Annotated in this window: 19 protein-coding genes; 15 read left to right on the top strand and 4 right to left on the bottom strand. The window is 71.7% G+C overall.

Features of this window, described 5'->3' with window-relative positions; translation table 11 throughout:
* Positions 1-3: 3 nt before the first annotated feature.
* Positions 4-1,434 carry a PLP-dependent aminotransferase family protein gene (locus tag ACH442_RS00850; RefSeq protein WP_396120470.1) on the bottom strand — a complete coding sequence of 477 codons (1,431 nt, stop codon included), beginning with the start codon at positions 1,432-1,434 and terminating at the stop codon, positions 4-6.
* Between the two features lie 84 nt (positions 1,435-1,518).
* Here ACH442_RS00850 and ACH442_RS00845 point away from each other — a divergent pair, with 84 nt between their 5' ends.
* Positions 1,519-2,391, top strand: a complete 873-nt coding sequence (locus tag ACH442_RS00845) for a DMT family transporter (protein ID WP_396120469.1) — start codon at positions 1,519-1,521, stop codon at positions 2,389-2,391.
* Between the two features lie 448 nt (positions 2,392-2,839).
* Here the strand turns inward: ACH442_RS00845 and ACH442_RS00840 are convergent, their stop codons facing one another.
* On the bottom strand, positions 2,840-4,150 hold the full coding sequence (locus tag ACH442_RS00840) for a serine hydrolase domain-containing protein (RefSeq protein ID WP_396120468.1): 1,311 nt from the start codon (positions 4,148-4,150) through the stop codon (positions 2,840-2,842).
* A 109-nt stretch (positions 4,151-4,259) separates the two neighbouring features.
* Here ACH442_RS00840 and ACH442_RS00835 point away from each other — a divergent pair, with 109 nt between their 5' ends.
* The 5 genes from ACH442_RS00835 to ACH442_RS00815 all read left to right on the top strand — a co-directional run bounded on the left by ACH442_RS00835 (position 4,260) and on the right by ACH442_RS00815 (position 8,489).
* Positions 4,260-4,709 carry an NfeD family protein gene (locus tag ACH442_RS00835; RefSeq protein WP_396120467.1) on the top strand — a complete coding sequence of 150 codons (450 nt, stop codon included), beginning with the start codon at positions 4,260-4,262 and terminating at the stop codon, positions 4,707-4,709.
* Between the two features lie 37 nt (positions 4,710-4,746).
* Entirely contained in the window at positions 4,747-5,865 is a 1,119-nt protein-coding gene (locus tag ACH442_RS00830; RefSeq protein ID WP_396120466.1) for an SPFH domain-containing protein, read from the top strand.
* A gap of 171 nt (positions 5,866-6,036) precedes the next feature.
* Positions 6,037-6,708: a hypothetical protein gene (locus ACH442_RS00825; protein WP_396120465.1), complete on the top strand. Its 672-nt coding sequence runs from the start codon at positions 6,037-6,039 to the stop codon at positions 6,706-6,708.
* 27 nt (positions 6,709-6,735) lie between these two features.
* Positions 6,736-7,380 (top strand): response regulator, encoded by a 645-nt coding sequence (locus tag ACH442_RS00820; protein ID WP_396120464.1) that lies wholly within the window; start codon positions 6,736-6,738, stop codon positions 7,378-7,380.
* The gene (locus ACH442_RS00815) at positions 7,377-8,489 is read left to right on the top strand and encodes a sensor histidine kinase (RefSeq protein WP_396120463.1); all 1,113 of its coding nucleotides are present in this window, start codon (positions 7,377-7,379) and stop codon (positions 8,487-8,489) included. Before ACH442_RS00820 ends, ACH442_RS00815 begins: the two co-directional genes overlap by 4 nt.
* Positions 8,490-8,493: 4 nt before the next feature.
* Here the strand turns inward: ACH442_RS00815 and ACH442_RS00810 are convergent, their stop codons facing one another.
* Positions 8,494-9,300 carry a TrmH family RNA methyltransferase gene (locus tag ACH442_RS00810; RefSeq protein ID WP_396120462.1) on the bottom strand — a complete coding sequence of 269 codons (807 nt, stop codon included), beginning with the start codon at positions 9,298-9,300 and terminating at the stop codon, positions 8,494-8,496.
* A gap of 163 nt (positions 9,301-9,463) precedes the next feature.
* Here ACH442_RS00810 and ACH442_RS00805 point away from each other — a divergent pair, with 163 nt between their 5' ends.
* Positions 9,464-11,269, top strand: a complete 1,806-nt coding sequence (locus tag ACH442_RS00805; RefSeq protein WP_396120461.1) for a flavohemoprotein — start codon at positions 9,464-9,466, stop codon at positions 11,267-11,269.
* Positions 11,270-11,367: 98 nt separating this feature from the next.
* On the top strand, positions 11,368-12,210 hold the full coding sequence (locus ACH442_RS00800) for a YwqG family protein (protein ID WP_396120460.1): 843 nt from the start codon (positions 11,368-11,370) through the stop codon (positions 12,208-12,210).
* Between the two features lie 10 nt (positions 12,211-12,220).
* On the opposite strand, the gene ACH442_RS00795 is transcribed toward ACH442_RS00800, so the two are convergent.
* Positions 12,221-13,504: a hypothetical protein gene (locus ACH442_RS00795; RefSeq protein ID WP_396121006.1), complete on the bottom strand. Its 1,284-nt coding sequence runs from the start codon at positions 13,502-13,504 to the stop codon at positions 12,221-12,223.
* An 86-nt stretch (positions 13,505-13,590) separates the two neighbouring features.
* Here ACH442_RS00795 and murD point away from each other — a divergent pair, with 86 nt between their 5' ends.
* From murD to ACH442_RS00760, 7 genes are all read left to right on the top strand, one after another.
* On the top strand, positions 13,591-14,940 hold the full coding sequence (murD, locus tag ACH442_RS00790; protein ID WP_396120459.1) for a UDP-N-acetylmuramoyl-L-alanine--D-glutamate ligase: 1,350 nt from the start codon (positions 13,591-13,593) through the stop codon (positions 14,938-14,940).
* 722 nt (positions 14,941-15,662) lie between these two features.
* Complete coding sequence (locus ACH442_RS00785) at positions 15,663-16,715, top strand: MurR/RpiR family transcriptional regulator (protein ID WP_396120458.1); 1,053 nt, start codon at positions 15,663-15,665, stop codon at positions 16,713-16,715.
* Position 16,716: 1 nt separating this feature from the next.
* Positions 16,717-16,911: a hypothetical protein gene (locus tag ACH442_RS00780; RefSeq protein ID WP_396120457.1), complete on the top strand. Its 195-nt coding sequence runs from the start codon at positions 16,717-16,719 to the stop codon at positions 16,909-16,911.
* A 32-nt stretch (positions 16,912-16,943) separates the two neighbouring features.
* A complete protein-coding gene (ngcE, locus tag ACH442_RS00775; RefSeq protein ID WP_396120456.1) occupies positions 16,944-18,371 on the top strand; it encodes an N-acetylglucosamine/diacetylchitobiose ABC transporter substrate-binding protein in 1,428 nt (475 codons plus the stop codon).
* 31 nt (positions 18,372-18,402) lie between these two features.
* Positions 18,403-19,308 carry a carbohydrate ABC transporter permease gene (locus ACH442_RS00770; RefSeq protein ID WP_396120455.1) on the top strand — a complete coding sequence of 302 codons (906 nt, stop codon included), beginning with the start codon at positions 18,403-18,405 and terminating at the stop codon, positions 19,306-19,308.
* A gap of 15 nt (positions 19,309-19,323) precedes the next feature.
* A complete protein-coding gene (locus tag ACH442_RS00765; RefSeq protein WP_396120454.1) occupies positions 19,324-20,232 on the top strand; it encodes a carbohydrate ABC transporter permease in 909 nt (302 codons plus the stop codon).
* Between the two features lie 73 nt (positions 20,233-20,305).
* A complete protein-coding gene (locus ACH442_RS00760; protein ID WP_396120453.1) occupies positions 20,306-21,937 on the top strand; it encodes a bifunctional 3'-5' exonuclease/DNA polymerase in 1,632 nt (543 codons plus the stop codon).
* Positions 21,938-22,049 lie beyond the last annotated feature (112 nt).

The raw sequence follows: 22,049 nt of genomic DNA, 5'->3' as shown, positions 1-22,049 counted from the left end.
TGTTCATGGCGTCACCTGCGGCGCCGCGGCATGGCGAGGTGACGGGGCTTTCAGCGCTTGGCCGATGCGAGCCGCTGCCTCGATCAGACGGTCCGGGGTCTGCGCGGCATACCCCAGGACCAGGCCGGGCGGCCCGGGCAGCTGCCGATGCCACGACAGCGGATGCACCAGCACGCCCTCGGCCCGCACCAGCTCGGCGATCGCGACGTCGTCCCCGGACGGCAGCTCGACGAGCAGGTGCAACCCGGCCGCCACACCCCGGACGCGAGCCTGCGGCAGGTGCGCGCGCAACCCGGCCAGCAGCGCGTCACGCCGGGCCCGCTGCCGGGCACGCACGGTCCGCAGGTGCCGCTCGTAGTCGCCGCCGGCCAGCAACTCGGCCAGCACCAGCTGCGGCAACGACGAACTGCCGAGGTCGCTGGCGTGCTTGGCGGCGAGCAGATCGGCCTGCAGGTGCCGCGGCGCGATCAGCCAGCCCAGCCGCATCCCCGGCGCCATCGACTTCGAGATGCTCCCCAGATACGCCACCTGCTCCGGCGCGGAACCCTGCAACGCGGCGACGGGCGCGCGATCGTAGCGGTGCTCGGCGTCGTAGTCGTCCTCGACGATCAGCCGATTGCCCTCGTTCGCCCAGGCCAGCAGCTCGCGACGACGGTCCGGGGCGAGCACGACACCGGTCGGGAACTGGTGCGCCGGGGTCAGCACGACGGTAGGCGCGCCGGTCTCCCGCAACGGGTCGACGAGTATTCCGTTCCGGTCGATGGGGACGGGCTGGGCTCGTACCCCCCAATGAGTCAACTGATCGCGGGTGCCGCGCGATCCTGGATCCTCGACCGCCATCGCGGCTGCGCCGCGGGCCACCAAGACCTGCGCAAGGAGCGCTTGACCTTGCGCTACGCCGCCGCACACCAGGACGTCGTCCGCGTCGGCCCGGATCCCGCGCGTACGGGCGAGCCAGCCGACAAGCTCACCCCGCAGTCGCGGGCTCCCGCCAGGGTCGCCGTAACCCAGATCAGAAGCGGTCACCCGCTCCAGCACCGCACGTTCCGCCCGCAGCCACGCGGCGCGCGGGAAAGCGGCCAGATCGGGGACCCCGGGGGACAGGTTCAGGTCGATGCCGTCCGGCGTGGACAGCGGCAGGCGCAGCTCGTGCAACGTCCGGCGCCGGTCCGCGGCCGGTCTCGGCGCGACCGCGGCGTCCCGGGTCACCACCGTCCCCGAGCCGGTCCGCGCGCCCGCGAGTCCCTCGTCGACCAGCCGCTGATAGGCCTGCACCACGACGCCCCGGGAGACGCCGAGCTCGGCCGCGAGCAGCCGGGTCGCCGGGAGCCGCGTCCCCGGCGCGAGCCGCCCTGCCCCGATCGCGCGCCGCAGCCCGTCGGTCAGCCACCCGGTCAGCCCCTTCGCGGGCGCCTCCTCGGGCCGCAGCTGCAAAAAGTCGGAACCCGGAATTGGTCCTCTCCATCCCGCCAGAATTGGTCCTCGAACCGGACCATACTCGCCCCGAGCATGGAGTGCATGAAAGCGTTACCCATCCTCGCCGGCGCGACCGGCATGGTCTTCGTCGGCGGCAGCGTCGCGGTCTCCGGTCACCTCGCCGACGCGCCCAACCTCACGATCCAGGCTTTCCGGTACGCCGTGGCCTGCGCCCTGCTGCTGCTCTGGGCGTCCCGCACCCGCACGCCGCTGCACCGCCCCCGCGGCGCCGACGGGCTCTGGCTGCTCGGCGTCACCGTGGCCGGCCTCCTGATCTTCAACATCGCCCTGGTCCACGGCGCCCGCCACGCCGAACCGGCCGTCCTCGGCGTCGCCGTCGCCTGCGTCCCGATCCTGCTCGCCCTCGGCGGCCGCGGCCCCAAACGCCGGATCCTGCTCGCCGCGGCCGTCGTCACCCTCGGTGCGATCCTCGTCGAAGGCCTGGGCCGCGCCGACCGCATCGGCGTCCTCTGGGCGGTGGTGACATTCGTCTGCGAGGCGCTGTTCACGCTGCTCGCCGTCCCGGTCCTGGGCCGTCACGGCCCGCTCGGCGTCTCCGTCCACGCCACGTGGATGGCCGCCGTCCTGTTCGGAGTCACCGGCGCGGTGGTGGAAGGTCCCACCGCCGTCCTGCGCGTGCACGCCGACGACGTCCTGGCCGGCGCCTACCTGGCGGTGGCGGTGACGGCCGTCGCGTTCCTCCTCTGGTACACCTGCGTGACCCGCCTCGGCCCCGGCCGCGCCGGCCTGCTCACCGGCGTCGCCCCGATCTCGGCGGCGCTGACCGGCATGGCCCTCGGCGGCCCGGCCCCCGACCCGCTGGTCTGGCTCGGCATCGCCACGGTCGGCGCCGGCCTCGCCCTCGGCCTGACCGCCCCGGCCCGCACTCCGGAACCGGCTCTGGCGCCGGCGTGACCGGTCTGCTCATCCCGGCCAGCACTCCGGAACCGGCTGTGGCGCCGGCGTGACCGGTCTGCCCACCCCGGCCAGCACTCCGGAACCGGCTGTGACGCCGGCGTGACCGGTCTGCCCACCCCGGCCAGCACTCCGGAACCCGCTCTGGCCCCGGCGTGACCGGCCTGCCCATCCGGCCCGCACTCCGATCCCAGGCCGACCCGGCTGTCAAGCTCGTCCACACCAGTGCTTTGTCCACAGGCAGTCAGCGTGATCTTGGGCCTGCCCGCGACAATGGCCGTGGGTTCGCCCCCCAGTGGTGGGTGGGGACTGCGTGGTGGGTGGGGACTCCGTGGTGGGCGCCGGCTCGCGTGCATCCGGCGGCGGGCGCGTCTGTCACGGCGTACCAGGGAACGGGGTTGGGGTTCGCCCTGCCGGCGACCGGGTCGCGAGGCCGGTCGAGCCGCCGCTAGGCGAGGTGGCGCGGGTCGCGGCTGAAGACGAACGTGGCGATGTCGATCCCGGTGACCGCGCCGTCGGCGGAGCGCAGCACCGCCAGGATCTCGCCCTCGTTGTCGCCCGCGGTGCCGCGCCAGCGGTCCGGCGCCTCCCGGCGGAACCGGGTGCGGTGGTGCGGCCCGGTCATCACCAGGCCGTCGCCGTCGGGCACGAGGTCGTACTCGCGGCCCATCCACCACCACCGCCCGCAGATCTCGGCCGCTTCGCCCTGCGGCGGCGCGGGTGGCTGCCACGCGGGGACGGGCGGTTCCGGTTCGCTGTCCAGGACGGTGGTGAGGGTGCGCAAGCTGAGGTCCTTGATGTGTTCGCTGCCGCCGAGGCCGTACGCGTTGGCGAACACGACGACGCCCATCCGGCTGCGGCGGTGCACGGCGAGGTGCGAGACGTAGCCGGGCATCGAGCCGCCGTGCCCCACGAGGACGCGTTCGCCGACCCGGAACAGTTGCGGGCCGAGCCCGTGCCCGAGGGTCCAGGATTCCAGGTCGGCGATGGTGACCGGGCTGCACATCTCGTCGACGGTCTCGCGGGCCAGGACGGCCGGGGCGGGGTCGGCGAGGAAGCCGGCCCATTTGGCCATGTCGGTGACGGTGGACCAGAGTTGTCCGGCCGGGGCCATCGCGCCGGTGTCCGCGCGCGGTTCCTCGTGCAGGGTGCCGTCGAGGGCATGCACGACATGACCGCGGGCGTACGGCTCCACGGGCAGACAGCTGGTGCGTTTCATGCCGAGCGGGTCGAGGACGCGTTTGGTGACGAGTTCGGCCCAGCTCTGCCCGGTGACCCGGGACAGCACGGCCCCGAGCAGGCCGTAGGCGAGGTTGGAGTAACGGTAGCGGCGGAACGGGGGCCCGGTCAGCTTCTCGTAGGTCAGCCCGGCGAGCAGCTGGTCCACGTCGCCCCCGGCGGTGCGTTCCCACCACGGCCCGTCCGGTTCGCGCTGCAGCCCGGAGACGTGCCCGAGCAGCTGCCGCAGGGTGACGCCGCCGATCGGGGTGCCCGGCAGGTGGCGGTAGAGCAGGTCGTCGAGGGCGAAGAAACCTTCGTCGCGCAACTGCATGACCAGGGTCGCGGTGATCGTCTTGGTGATCGAGCCGAGCCGGTACTGCGTCTTCGGGTCCGGACGAGGGTTCTCCCCGGCGCCCGCGAAGTGCAGCACCGCACGGTCCCGCACCACGGCCAGGGCCAGGGACGGCACGCGGCCGTGCGCCTGGGCCCGGGCGGCGATGTCGCCGATCCGCCGGGTGGTCTCCGGAAGCAGTGTCACGGTGGGGGTCCTCCTGTGGTGCGACTGACGGGTCTAACTGTCCGAGCAGCATTCGGCTACGCGAAATCGAACATCGCCGAAGGTGCGTGGGCGTGACACGATCGGAGATGTGGCAGCCGTACTCTGGATCGTCCTCGCCATCGCCCTGGTGATCGGTGAGGCTTTCACCGCGACCTTCTTGATCATATTTTTCGCGGCCGGCGCCGGCGCGGCGGCCGCGGCTGCCGCTCTCGGTGCGAACCTGTTGTTGCAGGTCATCGTGTTCGCCGTGGTCTCCGGCCTGTCGGTGGCGGCGATCCGTCCGCTGGTGATGCGGCATGCCCGCTCGGCGCTGGAGACCGGGGACACCCCGTTCGGCATCGAGGCGATGGAGGGCCACCACGGCCTGGTGCTGGAGGACGTCGACGCCGATCATGGGCAGATCCGGATCGACGGGGAGATCTGGCAGGCCCGCTCCTTCGACGGTCGCGAGCGGTTCGCCGCCGGCCAGCGGGTCCGCGTGGTGAAGGTGCGCGGCGCCACCGCCCTGGTCTGGCACGATGACCTGCCCGATCACTGACTCACTCACCCCCCACCGAGACATATAGAGAGGCGCCATGGGAGCTGTCATCGCAGTCCTGGTCATAGTCATCGTGCTGTTCGCGGTGACCACCATCGTCCGGTCCATCCGGATCGTCCCGCAGCAGCGGATGGATGTCGTCGAACGGCTCGGCAAGTACAAGCGGACCCTCAGCCCCGGCCTCAACCTGCTGGTCCCGTTCGTGGACGCGGTGCGCAGCAAGGTGGACATGCGGGAGCAGGTGGTGTCGTTCCCGCCGCAGCCCGTGATCACCTCGGACAACCTGGTCGTCTCGATCGACACGGTGCTCTACTTCAAGGTGGTCGACCCGGTGCGGGCGACCTACGAGATCGCCAACTTCCTGCAGGCGATCGAGCAGCTCACGGTCACCACGCTGCGCAACGTCATCGGTTCGCTGGACCTGGAGCGGGCGCTGACCAGCCGGGAGGAGATCAACCGCCACCTGTCGACGGTGCTCGACGAGACCACCGGCCGGTGGGGCATCAAGGTCACCCGGGTGGAGATCAAGGCGATCGAGCCGCCGCCGAGCATCCGTGACTCGATGGAGAAGCAGATGCGCGCCGAGCGGGAGCGCCGCGCCACGATCCTGAACGCCGAGGGTCACAAGCAGGCGCAGATCCTCACCGCCGAGGGTGAGAAGCAGGCCGCGGTGCTGCGGGCCGACGGTGACCGCCAGTCGCGGATCCTGCAGGCCGAGGGCCAGGCCAAGGCGATCCGGACGGTGTTCGACGCGATCCACAACGCCAACCCGTCCCAGAAGGTGCTGGCCTACCAGTACCTGCAGGCGCTGCCGCAGATCGCGAACGGCTCGGCCAACAAGGTGTGGATCGTGCCGACCGAGCTGACCAAGGCCTTGGAAGGCCTGGGTGGGGCGCTGGGCGGCCTGGCCAACATGGTCGGGGACGTCCCGAAGTCGGGCGTCGACTCGGGCGCTGTCGAGCGGGAGGCGGTCGCGGCGGCGGAGGCCGCGGCGGCCGAGGCGCAGCGGGTCGACGCCGAGGTGCGGGCGGCCGAGGCGCAGGTCTCCGCGGACCCGGACGCGACCGCGGCGCTGGAGGCCCCGCAGCCGGTGCCGCCGTCGTCGGCGATCGGCGGGGCCGACTACAACGGCGCGAACCAGCCCGACCGCGCCTGATCACCGCTTTACCGGACGGCCTGCCCTGTTCGGGGCGGGCCGTCCGGCATTTCCACAGAGATTTCCTGAGATACGCCTCACAGCTTCCTGCGAATTTGTCATGCTTCGACTCGGATTCCGACCGGTGCCCCCGGCCGCTCGGCCTGTTGCCCCTGCGAGCGAGGCGGAGCCATGAGCATCAGCCATCGTCAAACCGCGAGCGGCCGGCCCCTGCGGGTCGCCCCGGCCTGGGTCGGCGCCGCGCCGGCCGGGTCCTCCGCGGACCACTACCTCCTGCCGGTGCGCGACGCCGTCTGGATCTGGTCGGTGCGGAGGTTCGCCCGGCTGGCCCTCTGGGCGTTGCCCGCCGCCGCGGTCCTCTACGGCTGGTTCACCCTGGGTGTGCACGTCCCGCCCGGCCCGCTGCCGGTCGGCCTGCTCGCCGCCTGGCTCGCCACCATCGCGCTGATCGCGCTGGCCGGGCTGCTCGCCGGGTCGCGGACGCGGCGGGTCGCGATGACCGGCCTGCTGATGTCGCTGGCCGGCGCCACCCTGCTGCTGCCGCTGGCCGCGTTGCCGGCGAAGACCGCCGCGCAGGTGGTCAAGATGACGCCGGAGCAGGTGCCGATCCTGGTCGAGTCGGCGTGCGCGGTCACCGGGGCCGGGGTGTTGCTGCTCGGCTGGGCGGTGTTCCGGTCCAAGCTGGTCAACCCGGCCGACGGGGTGCTGCTGATGCTGGCCGCGGTCGCGCTCGGCGCCGGATCGTACGCGGTGAAGCCCCTGCCCACGGTCGGCGCCCTGCTGCTGCTCGCGGCCGGCATGGGCCTGGCCTGGACCGGTGGCCGCCTGGTGCCCCGCTCCTGACGCTCTGCGGTGCTCTAGTCTGCGTCGGTGCAGGTCATCCGGGTAGTGGTCGTCGACGACGAGGCGCTGGTGCGCTCCGGCTTCGCGGCGATCCTCAACGCGGCGCCCGGCATCGAGGTGGTCGCGACCGCTACCGGGGGCGAGGCGCTCGGCGTGGTCCGGGCGCACGAGCCGCACGTGGTCCTGCTCGACATCCGGATGCCGGACGTCGACGGGCTGACCGTCCTGGCCCGCCTGCGGGAGCTGCCCGAGCCGCCGGTCGTGGCGATGCTCACCACCTTCGCCGCCGACGAGTACGTGCTGACCGCCCTGCATTCCGGCGCGGCCGGTTTCCTGCTGAAGGACACCGACCCGGTCGACGTCGCGCAGCTGGTGCGGACGCTCGCCGCGGGTGGCGTGGTGATGTCCCGGACGGTCTCCCGGGCGCTGCACGGCAGGCTGCCGCCCGGCTCGGACCCGGGCCGCGTCGCGCACCTGACCGGCCCGGAGCGTGCGGTGCTGGTGCTGCTGGCCGGGGGACTGTCCAACGCCGGGATCGCCGAGCGGCTGGGCCTGGCCGACGGCACGGTCGCCGGGCACGTCAGCGCGCTGCTGGCCGGGTTGCGGGTGTCCAGCCGGATCCAGGCGGCGCTGGTCGCCGAGCGGGCCGGGCTGCTGGACGAGCAGCGGTGAGCCGCTGGGAACGGCTCCGGCGGCTGCCCGCGCCGGTGGTGGACGCCGGGATCATCGCGGTCGCCGCCGCCGACATCTGGATCGGGCTCTACGACGACGGGCTGACCGGCCTGCTCGTCGGTGTGGTGGCTTGCGCCGCGCTCGGTCTGCGCCGCCGCTTCCCCCTGGTCGCGTTCCTGCTCACGGTCCCGGCCGGGGTCACCCAGGACGCGGTGGTGGCTCCGTTCGTGGCGCTCTACACGCTCGCCGTCACGGCCCGGGACCGTCGCCTGCTGGCCGCCTGCGCGACGCTCTCCGCGGTGGCCGCGGTCGTGCCGTCGCCGCTGTCCGACGAGCCGTCCTGGGACGCCGGGATGGTGGTGGCGTTCGCCTACCGGCTGGCCCTGGCCGGCGCCCCGGTGCTGCTCGGCCAGCTCGTCCGGACCCGCCACGAGCTGTCCCGGCGGATCGTCGAGATCCACGAGGCCCGCGAGCACGAACGGCTGCTGCACGCGAGGACCGTCCTCGCCCAGGAACGCGCGCGGCTGGCCCGCGAGATGCACGACGTGGTGTCGCACCAGGTGAGCCTGATCGCCGTCCAGGCCGGGGTCCTGCAGGTCACGGCGGGGGAGCCGGGCACCCGGGAAGCGGCCCGGACGATCCGTGAGCTGAGCGCCGGGACCCTCGACGAGCTGCGCACCATGGTCTCCGTGCTGCGCGGCGACGGTGACGACGGCGCCGCGCTCGCGCCGCAGCCCACCCTCGCCGACTTGCCCGCGCTGGTCGGCGCGAGCGGGCTGGACGTGAAGCTGACCGGGGAGATCACCGTCGCGGTGGCCAGCCCGGTGCAGCGGGCCGTCTACCGCACCGTGCAGGAGGCGCTCACCAACGTCCGCAAGCACGCACCGGGCGCGTGCGTGACCGTCGAGCTGTTCGAGGACGGGCCGGACGTCGGGGTCACCGTCACCAACTCGCGGCCGGCCGAGCCCGCACTCCCGCTGCCCGGCGGCCGGCTGGGGCTGGTCGGCCTGCACGAACGGGCCGAGCTGCTGCACGGCAGCCTGGAGTCGGGGCCCCGGCCGGACGGCGGTTTCCGGGTCCGGATGAGGCTTCCCGCGTACGCCGGCTGACCGTTCAGCGCGGCGCGTCCCGCGTCAGCTCGTAGAACGTGATCGCGGCGGCGGTGGCCACGTTCAGGGAGTCGACGCCGTTGTGCATCGGGATGGCGACCCGCACGTCACTGGCCTTCAACGCCTCCGGGGTGAGGCCGGGGCCTTCCGCGCCGAGGAGCAGAGCAGGCCGTACGCGCTGATCTGCAGTGAGATCTTGAAGGGCGACGGCGTCGGGCGCGGGTGTCATCGCGAGCAGGGTGAATCCGGCGTCACGGATGGCCGCGAGCGGATCCGGCCAGGTGTCGGTCCGGGTGTAGGGGATCGCGAACACCTCGCCCATGCTGACCCGTACCGCCCGGCGGTAGAGGGGGTCCGCGCAGTTCGGCGAGAGCACGATCGCGTCGATGCCGAGCGCCGCGGCGCTGCGGAACAGCGCGCCGAGGTTCGTGTGCGTGTTCAGGCCTTCCAGCACGGCCAGGTTCCGCGCGGTGGCGAGAAGTTCGCCGAGCGTGGGCTGTTCCCGGCGGTGGAACGACGCGAGGATCCCGCGGTGCACGTGGAAGCCGGTGATCGACTCCAGGACCGGCGGCGCGGCGGTGTAGAGCGGCGCGCCGGCCGGCAGCCCGGTCAGCTGATCGGCGCGTTTCTCGTCGACCAGCGCCGAGCGCATCCGGTACCCGGCGCGCAGGGCCCGCTGGATGACCAGCTCACCCTCGGCGATGAACAGCCCGTTCGGCGGCTCCCAGCGGGTACGCAGTTCGAGGTCGGTCAGGGCGCGGTAGTCGCCGATCCGGGGGTCGTCGGGGTCGGTGATGACGGTGGCTGGCACACCAGCATTCTGCCGACATGCCGTTCCGGCATGTCGCGGCGGCTGAACGGACGGAACCGGCGGGCGGCCGGCCCGATGGTCGCCGACGGGGTGTCGACGAGCGAACCGTGCGGGAAGATGGGGACAGGTGCTGGTTGTCCGTATCGGTCATCGGGGGTGTCGGATGTCGTCTGGTCAGGGATCGGACCCCCATCTGCTCGGCCTGCTCCGGGCGATCCGCCTGCGGCAGAGCGCGCCCGACGCGGCCGCCGCCGGGGCCGCGGACACGGCTGCCGCGCTCTCCGAGATCGCCAAGGTCAAGGCCGCCGAGGAGGGAACGCCCCCCGTGTCGAAGTCCGGGCTGCCGGGCCGGCCCGAATTCCGGTCGGGCGACGGTTCCGCCGTGGTGTCGCCGGGCGCCGAGGCCGTGGCCGCAGACGACCAGGAGTCGCCCTCCTCGGGGCGCGTCGGCGGGGTCGGCCGGACCGGGGCGTCCCCGCAGGGCTCGGCTCAGCCCCCACGCACCCCGTCCGGGCCCGAGTCGCCGCGCGGCGCCGGCTCCGAGCTGCTCTGGCGCGGCGGGCAGGGTGCGGTGCTCGGGCGCTCCGGGCTGGGCGGGCATTCGCACGGGCCGGATCGGGCCGGGGCGAGCGCGGCTTACGGCGTACCCCGCGATCGGGTCAATCCGATCACCGGAGTGAACCCCTCCGGTCCGGTCGGCCCGGTCCCGGCCGTCCCCGGGGTCGCGGCGCCGCGCCCGATCGGCCCGACCGGCACCGAGTTCCCGTCGGTCACCCCGGCCGAGTACGCGGCGCACTTCGCCCAGAGGACGGCCCGGCGCCACCTGCCGTCCGACGGCATGAACCCGGGCGACACGATGGCCCTGCGCGACACGCAGCGCCTGCTCAGCACGAGCCTGACCTTCGCCGGCGGCGCCGACGAGGTGGCCGGCCGGCTCTGGCACGCGCTGCTGCAGGCCCAACCGGCCCTGCTCGCCTCGCTGCCCGGCACGCCGGACTCCCAGCGCGATCAGCTGGCCCGCGCGCTGACCTGGCTGGTGCACCGGCTCGACGACCCGCCGGCCGTGGTCGCCGGGTGCGGGCAGCTCGGCGCGGCGCTGGCCGAGTGCGGCCTGCAGTGGAACCAGCTGCAGCTGGTCGGCGCGGCCCTGGCCGAGGCGACCCGGGCCGGGATGGCGCCGGGCGTCTGGCGGCAGGATTTCGACCAGGCCTGGCGGTGGACGTGGCAGCACGTCTACGAGTGGCTGGTGCACGGCGGCACGCTCGTCGCCTACCAGCCGACCGTCTGGGACGCCGAGGTGATCAGCCACGAGCTGCGCCGCCCCGATCTGGCCGTGGTGCGGCTGCGCCCGTTCCTGCCGATGCCGTGGCGCCCCGGGCAGTACGCGAGGGTCGAGGTCGCCGACGTGCCCGGCATCTGGCGGCCGTACTCGCTGGCCGGCGCCCCGGCGCTGGACGACGTGGTCGAGCTGCACGTGCGGGCCAAGACGGTGACCGGGGTGAGCGGCACGCTCGTGCACGGCACCCGGGTCGGCGACCGGATCCGGATCAGCCGCGCCGAGGGGGAGATGCGCCTGCCCGCCGAACCCGGCCGCGGCGTGCTGATGATCGCCGGGGACACCGGCGTGGCCCCGATGAAAGCGCTGCTCGCGCATCTGGCCGCGGTACAGGATCCGCGACCGGCCGTGCTCTTCTGGGGTGTGCGGAACCTCGGCGAGCTCTACGACATCGACGCGCTGATCGCCCTCTCCCGCCAGGCGCCTCGCGCCACCGTCGTCCCGGTCGTCTCCGAGGGCGACCCCGGGCCGTACCCGTTCGGGCTGGTCACCGACGCGGTCGCGGCCTACGGCGAGTGGTCCCGGCACGAGGTCTACCTGGCCGGGCCGCCGTTGATGCTGGCCGCCACGAGCATGGCGCTGCGGCAGCTGGGCGTCTCCCCGAGCCGCATCCACCACGACGCCCCCGAGTGACTTTTTCGGTCAAAAACCGCTTTTCCCGTACGTCGTGAAGGGCACACTCGTCACCGGGAGACGGCCGTCCGCGGGCCGTGCCGGGAAGGGGCGTCCGGGTGGAGATCGACGACCACCTCCTCGGGGCGGCCGCCCCGCCCCTGCGGACCGTGCTGGCCGAGGCGGCCCGGCCGTCCCTGCGCCTGACCGCGGCCGCGGTCTGCGCCCCGGACACCGCGGCGACCCGGCTCGGCGGAGTGCCCCTGCTCGCGCCCGGCGCGACCTGGCCGGAGTCGCCGTCCGGCAACCCGCAGTCGTTCCTCGGCCAGCTCGACACCGACGACGTCAACGCCCGCCTCGGCGTCCCGGTGCTGCCGCCGCGGACCCTGCTCGGCTTCTTCTACGACTGGGTGGAACAACGCTGGGGCTTCGACCCCGCGGACGCCGGGTCGTGGCGGGTGACGGTGACCCCGGCGGCCTCGGCTCTGCCCGTGTCGACGCCGGACGAGGTCGAGTGGTTCACCGCGCACGCCGTGAACGCCACGACGGTCTGTACCGTTCCCGCGATCGACGAGCCGCCGGTAGTGGCTGTGCGTGCCGAAAAACACTGGTGGCAGCGCCGTGACCAGGTCGAGGACTTCTACGCCTCGCTGGAGAACGACGAGGGGATCCCGGTGCACCGGGTCCTCGGCTGGCCGGACCTTCGGCAAGGGCCGATGCAGCTGGAGTGCCAGCTCGCCGCGAACGGCATCCACCACGGCAACCCGGCCGGGGTCGAGGGCGACCGGGTCGCGGAGCTGACGCCTGGCGCGGCCGACTGGCTGCTGCTGTGGCAGATCGACACCGACGACGAGCTGGACTGGATCTGGGGCGACGCGGGCCGCCTCTACTACTGGATCCGTCGCCAGGACCTCGCCGCCGGCGCCTTCGACCGCACCTGGCTCGTCCTGCAGTGCCCCTGACCCGTGCCGGCTACCGGGAGTCGGTCAGGAGCTTGAGGTAGGCGGCCGGGATGTGGTGCTCACCGCCCGGCGTGAAGACGTTGCTGTGCGAGGCGTCGTCCCAGGCCGAGGCCGGTACCGCCGCGCGCAGCGCCACCAGCACCGGCGCGTCGTCGGTCAGCATCGAGAGCGCCACCAGGCACTCCTCGGCCTCGCCGACGCACTCGAACGGCTTGTGGGCGTCGACCCCGAGCAGCTCCAGGAAGCCGGGCACCTGAGCCTCGTCGGCGAACAGGTCGTGCCCGAAGATGTGCGCGAGCCGTTCCCGCGGCATGTGCGGCGCCATGGCCAGGAACACGAACCGGCACTTCGGACAGTCACCGCACCACCGCGCGGTCGGGTCGTGCAGCTTGAAAGCCTTGTTACAGGATGTAACAACATCATCGTACGCTGTGTAACCGGCGAAGAGCTGCGCGATGTGCAGCTCGGAGAGCGTCCGCAGCAGCGAGAAGTACGGGTCGACCAGCCCGGTGTGCGCGGTCACCGCGTCCCGCAGCAGCCCCTCGGCGAGCACGCCCTTGGACCACTGATGGTTCACCTCGTGACCGTTCCAGATCAGGTTCGGGTCGGAGGCGGAGCGCTCGTTCGACATCACCACCGGGCCGAGGCCGTGCCAGACCGCGGTGGCGATCGCGATCAGCGAGTTGATCGCGGTGACCGGGATGTGCCCGTTCAGCGCGCCGGCCTTGTTCAGCTCGAACAGCCGCGGGTCGAGCTTGCGCCGGGCGGCCAGCGCGGGCAGGCCGGAGGCGGCGTTCACGTTCTCGATCACCGGGTTCGGGTTGACCGAGAACGGGACCGGGTCGAGCCCGGCCGCGCGCAGCATCTCCAGCGTGACGATCGAGTCCTTGCCGCCGCCGACCGCGGAGAGCGGCCGCCCGGTGACCGGGACCGGGGCCGCGGCCGGGAGTGTGCCCGGCGTCTCCACGGTGAGCTCCAGCACGTGCGGGAGCTGGTTGCGGTACGCATACTCGGCCAGGCCGTCGGTGTAGACGCGCGTGAACCACGCGGCCACCTCGGGCGCGACCGGCCGCGGCGCGACGACCCGCGGCGGGGCGCCGACCTTGTAGTAGCTGACCCCGGCGACCACGTGCAGCAACTCCAGCACCTGATGCAGGGTCGCCGTGTTCGTCGGCTCGGCCGGCACCGGGAGCGTGATCGTCTCGGTGAACTCCAGCGGATCGGGACCGTCGAGCACGTAGTCGAACGTGGCGACCCCGGTCGAGGGGTCGAACGCGTACGAGGGGAAGCGCATGACGTCGAACTGCACCCGGAAACTCCTGTCTGACGGCCGACCGGCAATATTAGTGCGTCCCGCGACAACCGACTGGGGGAGACGACGTGCGCCTGGCAGATCTGCGTGGCCGATCGGTGGCGGTCTGGGGAACCGGCCGGGAGGGCCGCGCCGCGGTGAACGCCGTCGCGCAGCACGAGCCGGCCCGGTTGATCGTGGTCAACGACGGTGCCGGCTACCTGGACGACCCGTGGGACGACCCGCGCGCCCCGCTGGCCGGCGGTGAGCACGCCTTCGCCGCCCTGGCCAGCGCGGATGTCATCGTCCGCTCACCCGGGGTGCCGTCCACCCACCCGTTCATGGCCGACCTGCGCGCCCGGGGCATCCCGGTCACCGGCGGCAGCGCGCTGTGGATGGCCGACCACGCGGCGCAGACCGTGGGCGTCACCGGCAGCAAGGGCAAGAGCACCACGTCCAGCCTGATCAGCCATCTGCTGGCGGCGGTCGGGCGGCCCAACGCGTACGGCGGGAACATCGGCGTCCCCCTGCTCGACCTTCCCCCGGCCGAGCTGTACGTTCTCGAGCTGTCCAGCTACCAGTGCGCGGACCTGACCGATTCGCCGCGGGTCGCCGTGGTCACGTCGTTGTTCCCGGAGCACCTGGACGCGCACGGCGGCGAGCGGGAGTACTACCGGGACAAGCTCAACATCCTCGCCCACGGTCCGGAACTGATCGTGGTCAACGGCGCCGACGAGCGCCTGCGCGACGAGATCCGCGGGGTGACCGGCCGGAACGACTTGCCGCCCGTCGCCGCGGCCGCCGGCGACTCCCGGTTCCGGGTCGAGGACGGCACCGTCCGCTGCGGCGACGAGGTTCTCTTCGAGCGCTCGGCGCTGCGGCTCAAGGGCAGGCACAACGAGCGCAACCTGTGCGTGGCGCTGGCCGTGCTGGACGGCATGGGCGTCGACGTCGTCGGGTCACGGGCCGCGCTGGAGCAGGCGCTGCGCTCGTTCGAGGGCCTGCCGCACCGGCTCAGCGAGATCGAGGACCCGTCCGGCGTCACGTTCGTCGACGACACGCTCTCCACCGCGCCCTACGCCACGATGCACGCCGTCGAGGCCTACGACGGCCGGCCACTCACCGTGTTGCTCGGCGGCACTGACCGCGGCCTCGACTACTCTCCGTTGCGGGATTTCCTCGCCTCCCGGGAACTGACGGTGATCGGCATGCCGGACAGCGGGCCCCGCATCCTGGCCGAGTTGTCCGGCCTCCCCAAGATCACCACGCTCTCCTCGAAGGACCTCGCCGACGCCGTCCGCATCGCCCGGGAGGTGACCCCGCCCGGCGGCGTGGTCCTGCTGTCCCCGGCCGCGCCCAGCTATGGCCGCTTCCGCAACTTCGAGCACCGCTCCGAAGCCTTCGTCGAAGCCATCCGGGCCACCGCCACCCCCTCCTGACCGCCGCCGCCGGATTCCTGAATGCTCGGCGACCGCTGAAGCCGCCTGCCGGCTCGAAGCGGCCGGCTCCGAACGGTCGGCTCCGAACGGCCGGCTCCAAGGGGCCGGCTCCGAACGGTCGGCTTGAAGCCGTCGGCTCCGAACGGTCGGCTTGAAGCCGTCGGCTCCGAACGGTCGGCTCGAAGCCGCCGGCTCACCGAACCGTCGGAGTCGGCTGGGTGACGAGCCCGCCCGGCCCGCGCCTCGGAGTCAGGTGTGCGGTGGTCCCGCATGCCGGCCCGGGAGACCGGCCCGGGGCCGGAAGTGCGGCCGCGACCTCGACCCGGGACGAAGCTCGCGTGCCCGCTGACATGGGGCGGGGCGCTGGGCGGGCGGCTCACGGGCGTACGCGGAAATAATTTTGATCTTGTTTCTTGAGTAACGGCGAGGTTTCACGGAGTCACGGGAACCGGCCGATCAGCCCATGTCCGGGTAGCCGATCGAGGGACTGTCGTGGACCGAAAGGACTATCACAAAACGGGCGCAAAGCGTACATGTGATGGCGGTCACGCCGTAAAGGTTATTTCAGGATCGATGACCGTCATCCGGTCCCGCCGAAACACGCGTTCATCAGCCCAGCTCAGGTAACGGTTTGAAAACTTCACCCACAGTCTTGACACAGGGGGGCCGTTAGTAAGAACTTTTACCGCGACAGTAAACAGTCCTTCCTGAAGGGGTGTCCGATGGCTGAGCCGGAGATGGACGGCGCCGCGCAGACCGCGGTCGCGTTCTCGCCGGCCCGCGACCTGGCTGTCCCCAGTGGGAGTGACCAGACCATGCGGGACCGGCTTGAACAGGGACTCTGGTCCCGGAGTAGCGGGCGCGCCGAGGTGCCGGACCACGGCCGGACCTCGAATGAAAAAAGCGACCAAGGGGTTCTGGTCCGGGTCCGCACGCAGCTGCCGGAGTTCACCGGCGCCCTGCAGCGCGTCGCCGAGCAGGTCCTCGCGGACCCGGCGGCGGCCTCCCGGGCGACCATCGTCGAGCTCGCCGAGCGGTCCGGGACCTCGCCGGCGACGGTGACCCGGTTCTGCCGGGCGCTCGGCTTCGACGGCTACGCGGACCTGAGGCTCGGCATCGCCGCCGAGACCGGCCGGGCCCGGTTGGCCGGCTGGACCGTGGACATCGGCCGCGAGATCCAGCCCAGCGACCCCCTGGAACGGGTTCTCGGCCAGATCATGGCCGCCGACACCCGGGCCATGCACGACACCGCCGCACTGCTCGACCTGGCCGAGGTGGAGCGGGCCGCGGTGGCGATCGCCGGAGCGGCGCGGGTGAACATCTTCGGCGCCAGCGGAAGCGCGCTGGTCGGCGAGGAGATGCAGTTCAGCCTGCACCGCATCGGCATCCCGGTGTGGGCCTGGACGGACGTGCACAACGGCCTGGCCAGCGCCGCGCTGTCCCGGCCCGGTGACGTCGCGCTCGGGATCTCGCACAGCGGCGAGACCGGCGAGACGATCGAGCTGCTGGCGGAGGCGAGCAGCCGGGGCGCGACCACGATCGCGCTCACCAGCTTTCCTCGTTCCCCGCTGGCCGAGCTCGCCGACATCGTCCTGCTCACCGCCACCCAGGCGACCACCTTCCGGCCGGACGCGCTCTCCGCGCGGCACCCGCAGCTCGTGGTCCTCGACCTCCTGTACGTCGCCGTCGCGCAGCGGACCCACGAACGCTCGCACGCCGCCTTCCAGCGGACCGCTCAGGCGGTTCACGGGCACAAAGCGGTGAAGGACGTCTGACATGACCGAACCCATGCTCGACAGCCCGGCTGAGCAGCACCCGGCCAGGCAGTTGCAGATCCGAACGGCACGCGGTACCGCCTGGGGGCCCCTCATGGCCGGTGCGATCATCACGTCCCTGCCTGTGGTGATCTTCTTCCTGTCGATCCAGCGGAACATCGCCACCGGGCTGACCGCCGGCGCAGTCAAGGGCTGAACCAACTCCTGTCACACCCTGAAAGGACATCGATGTCTGAGATAACGACTTCCCGTCGTACCCTGCTCCGCCGCGCCGCCGCGGTGGGCCTGGTGGCCGCTCCGGGCGTGAGCTTCCTGAGCGCCTGCGCCGGCTCCGACGACAGTGGCGACAGCACCAAGCAGGCGACCGGCACCAAGTCGGCCGACAACCCGCTGGGTATCGACCCGAAGGCCGGCGTCGAGATCGTCATCTTCGACGGTGGTCTCGGCACCAAGTACGCCACCGACGTCGACACCCCGCTGTTCAACAAGAAGTGGCCGGACGCCAAGATCACGTACTCGGCCACCCAGCAGGTCGCGACGACGATCAAGCCGCGGCTCAACGCCGGCTCGGCGCCCGACATGATCAACAACTCCGGGTCCGACATCATGGACTTCGGTGCCATCGTGAAGGCCGGCCAGGCTGCCGACCTGACCGACCTGTTCGCCGCCCCGTCGCTGGACATCGCGGGCAAGACCGTGGCCGAGACCCTGGTCCCGGGCGCGGTGCAGCAGGGCACCTACGACGGCAAGCCGTTCGCGGTGAACTACTCCTTCACCGTCTTCGGCCTCTGGTACAACAAGAAGCTCTTCGACAAGAACAGCTGGACGGTCCCGACCACCTGGGCCGAGTTCACCGCGCTGCTCGAGAAGATCAAGGCCGCCGGCATCACGCCGTTCGGCTACGCGGGCGCCAACGCGTCGTACTACATGGTTCGTGCGCTCCTGACCAGCGCCGCGAAGATCGGCACCGAGCAGGTGCTGAAGGACATCGACAACCTGAAGCCGGGCGCGTGGAAGGCCGACGCGATCCTGCAGGCCGCGAAGGCCTGGGGCGAGGTCGGCAACAAGTACATCGACAAGTCCTTCCTCGGCCTCAAGCACACCGAGGTCCAGCTGCAGCAGGACCAGGACAAGGTCGCGTTCTACCCGTGCGGTTCGTGGCTGGAGAACGAGCAGGCGGCCAGCACCCCGGCCGGCTTCGAGTACGCGATGGCGGCGTTCCCGAGCGTCACCACCTCGGACAAGCTCCCGGCGACCGCGATCAACGCCGCGGCCGGCGAGATCTACTTCGCGGCGGCCAAGAGCAAGAACCCGCAGGGTGGCAAGGAGTACCTGCGGACGATGCTCTCCAAGGAGGCGGCGCTGGAGTTCACCAAGCTCACCAAGTCGCTGACCGTGGTGGCGGGGGCGGCTGACGGTGTCACCATCAGCCCCGGTCTGACCAGCGCGAACGACGCCCTGAGCAAGGCCGGTCAGGACGTCTTCATGGGTTACCTCTTCGACACCTGGTACAAGAAGCTGGACGACGCCTCCCGCGAGGCCGTCAACCAGCTGATGTTCAAGGGCGGCGACGCGCAGAAGTTCTGCGACACCATGGAGGCCGCTTCGCAGGCCGTCGCGAAGGACTCCTCGATCACCAAGTTCACCCGTTCCTGATCCGGCACATAACTAACCCGAGGTAGGCGTCATGCGGCACGGCAAGTATCCCTTCATCATCGGTTTCCTTGTCGTGCCGCTGGCGCTCTATCTGGTGTTCGTGGTCGGCGCCTACCTGCAGATGTTCCAGCTGTCCTTCACGGACTGGTCGGGCTTCGGCAGCTTCAACTACGTGGGCTTCGACAACTTCGCCAAGCTCTGGGACGACCCGGTCTTCTGGATCGCCCTGCGGCACAACGTCTACATCCTGATCGCGATGCCGATCGTGACCATCGCGATCGCCCTGTTCTTCGCGTTCCTGCTGAACGTCGGCGGCAAGAGCAAAGGCGGCGTGACCCAGGGCGTCTGGGGCTCCAAGGTCTACCGGGTCGTCTTCTTCTTCCCGCAGCTGCTGGCGCTGGCCATCGTCGCGGTGATCTTCGGCCGGGTCTTCGGCTCGGACCGCAGCGGCATGCTCAACGGCCTCTTCCCGGACTCGTGGTCGCCGTGGCTGTTCCTGGCCGACGAGCGCTGGGCCCTGGTCTGCATCGCGGTGGTGCTGATCTGGCAGCAGATCGGCTTCTACGTGGTGCTCTTCTCGGCCGGCATGGGCTCGATCGGGCAGGAGATCTACGAGGCCGCGGCCCTGGACGGCGCGACCAAGGTGACGCTCTTCTTCCGGATCACGCTCCCGCTGCTCTGGGACACCCTGCAGGTCGCCTGGGTCTACCTGGGCATCGCCGCCTTCGACCTGTTCGCCCTGGTCAACATCATGTCGGTGAACAAGGGTGGCCCGAACAACGCGACCCAGGTGCTGAGCTACCAGATCTACCTGAACGCCTTCCAGAACTCGCAGGCCGGTTACGCCTCCGCGATCGGTGTGGTGCTGTTCTTCCTGACCCTGACGTTCGCCGCCCTGACCCTGCGGGTCACCCGTCGCGACGCCGTGAACGCCTGACCCGCGGAGATTGTCATGACGAACCTCGTTACCAACGCCCCCGCGGTCGCCAGCCGGCCCGCTCCCGCCGTGGAGCGGAAGAGCCGCAAGGTCAACCCGCTCAACGGGGTCGCGCACATCGCGCTCTTCCTGTGGGCGCTGGCCACCGCCGGCCCGCTGATCTGGGTGCTGCTCGCCTCGTTCAAGAGCAACACCGAGATCTTCCTGGGCAAGCCGTTCGCGCTGCCGGAGCACTTCTCGTTCAAGACGTACACCGACGCCTGGACCGAGGCGCACATCGGGCAGTACTTCATCAACAGCATCATCGTGGTCGCGATCAGCACGGCCGGCACCATGCTGCTCGGCTCGATGGCCGCGTACGTGCTGGCCCGTTACCGCTTCCCCGGCAACCGGGCGATCTACTACCTGTTCGTCTCCGGCCTTGCGTTCCCGACGTTCATGGCGCTCGCGCCGATCTTCGGCATCGTCAAGAGCCTGGGCCTGCTGAACACGTTCACCGGCCTGATCCTGGTGTACATCGCGTACTCGCTGTCGTTCACGGTCTTCTTCCTGACCGCGTTCTTCCGCACGCTGCCGCACGAGATCGACGAGGCGGCGCTGGTCGACGGGGCCGGGCACCTGCGGCGGTTCTTCCAGGTGATGATGCCGATGGCGAAGTCCGGCCTGATCAGCATCACGATCTTCAACATCGTCGGCCAGTGGAACCAGTACCTGCTGCCCGTGGTGATCATGCAGGGCGCGGGCTCGGACTCGAACTGGGTGCTGACCCAGGGCATCGCGAACATCAGCGTCCAGGCCGGTTACCACGCCGAGTGGTCGACGCTGTTCGCCGCCCTGACCCTGTCGATCATCCCGATGATCATCGTCTACGCGATCTTCCAGCGGCAGATCCAGGCCGGTCTGACGGCCGGAGCGGTCAAGTAGGTGCGGTCTCGCAGCCCCGCGTGGCCCACGAGACCGGACCTGACCTGTCGTACGGGCCGAGCAGAATGACCATGTGCTCGTAGCGGTTCTCCCCGACGGCCGGCTCCAGGATCTGGATGCCGGCGGGCGGCCGGTCGGAGCGCCTCATCAGGCGCCCGACCTGCCGGCGGCGATCGCTGCGCGCGAGGCCGCCGAGCAGCCGCGCTGGGTGTGGCCGGCCACCGCCGACATCTATCCCGCGCTGCTGCGCGCCGGGGTCCGGGTCGCGCGCTGTCACGATCTCGAGCTGACCGAGGCCCTGCTGCTCGGGCATGCCGGTCGCTGGGGTGAGCCACGGGGGCTCGCCGCGGTGACGGCCCGGCTGCACGGCCTCCCGGTTCCCCCTGATCAGGCGCGTCCCGACGCCGAGCCGCCGGGCTTCAGCCAGGGTGTGCTCTTCGAGGCCGCGGCACCCAAGATCAAGATCGAGGACCTCATCGAGGCGTACGCCGATCAGCAGCGCCGCCTCGCGCTGACCGAGCACCCGGGCCGGTTCCGGATGCTCGTGGCCGCCGAGTCGGCCGGCGCCCTGATCGCCGCCGAGATGGGCCACACCGGGCTGCCCTGGCGCGCCGACGTGCACGACGAGTTGTTGCGCGAGCTGCTCGGCCCGCCCCAGCCGATGGGCCCGCCGCGCCGTCTCGCCGAGCTGACCGCCGAGATCAACCAGGCGTTCGGCACCCAGGGGCTGCATCCCGACCTGCCGGCCGAGGTGGTCCGCGCGTTCGCCCGGGCCGGCATCCAGATCCCGAACACGCGCCGCTGGGTGCTGCGCGAGATCGACCATCCGGCGGTCCGCCCGCTGCTGGAGTTCAAGGAGCTCTACCGGATCTGGACCGCCAACGGCTGGACCTGGCTCGACTCCTGGGTCCGCGACGGCCGCTTCCACCCGGAGTACGTGCCGGGCGGCGTCGTCTCCGGTCGCTGGGGCGCGCGCGGTGGCGGCGCCCTGCAGGTGCCCAAGGTCGTGCGTCGCGCGGTGATCGCCGACCCGGGCTGGCGGTTCGTGGTCGCCGACGCCGGCCAGCTGGAGCCCCGGGTGATGGCCGCGGTCTCCGGCGACGAGGGGCTGGCCCGCGCCGCGGCCGGTGGGGATCTTTACGCCGAGCTGGCCCGCGACTCGTTCGACGGCGACCGCGCCAAGGCCAAGGTCGCCCTGATCGGCGCGATGTACGGGCAGACCGGCGGCGACGCGATCCCGGCCCTGGCCGTGCTCCGCCGGCACTATCCGACCGCCTTCGACTACGTCGAGCAGGCCGCCCGGGTGGGGGAGAACGGCGGGCTGGTCCGCTCCTGGCTGGGCCGCACCTGCCCACCGGCGTCCGCCCCGCGCGACGCCGGGCTGGATCCCCCGGACGAGGCGGCGCCGCCACCCGGCCGGGCGAGGGGACGATTCACCCGGAACTTCGTGATCCAGGCCACCGCCGCCGAGTGGGCGCTGGTCCTGCTGGCCACACTGCGTACCGCGCTGGCCGGCACCCGCGCCGAGCTGGTCCTGTTCGTGCACGACGAGGTGGTCGTGCACTGCCCCGCCGACCAGGCCGGACAGGTCGCCGGCACGGTCCGCGAGTGCGCCGCCCGGGCCGGCCGGATGCTCTTCGGCGACAGTGCGGTGCGGTTCCCGCTCGACGTCTCAGAAGTTGGTTGCTATGCCGATGCGAAGTGAGGAAGTGGGTAAAGTTGTTGGTCCGGCCGAGAGGCGCTGCAGCGGGACAACCCGTCACGCTCGACCGGTGATCCTCCCGAAACAAGGGCGCCTCCGACTTCTCTCGGAGGTG

Origin of the sequence: Actinoplanes sp. NPDC020271, assembly GCF_044388125.1 — a bacterium.
In the GTDB taxonomy this organism is placed as follows: domain Bacteria; phylum Actinomycetota; class Actinomycetes; order Mycobacteriales; family Micromonosporaceae; genus Actinoplanes.
Note: the sequence above shows the minus strand (reverse complement) of the source record. Positions and strands in the feature narration are given on the sequence as shown.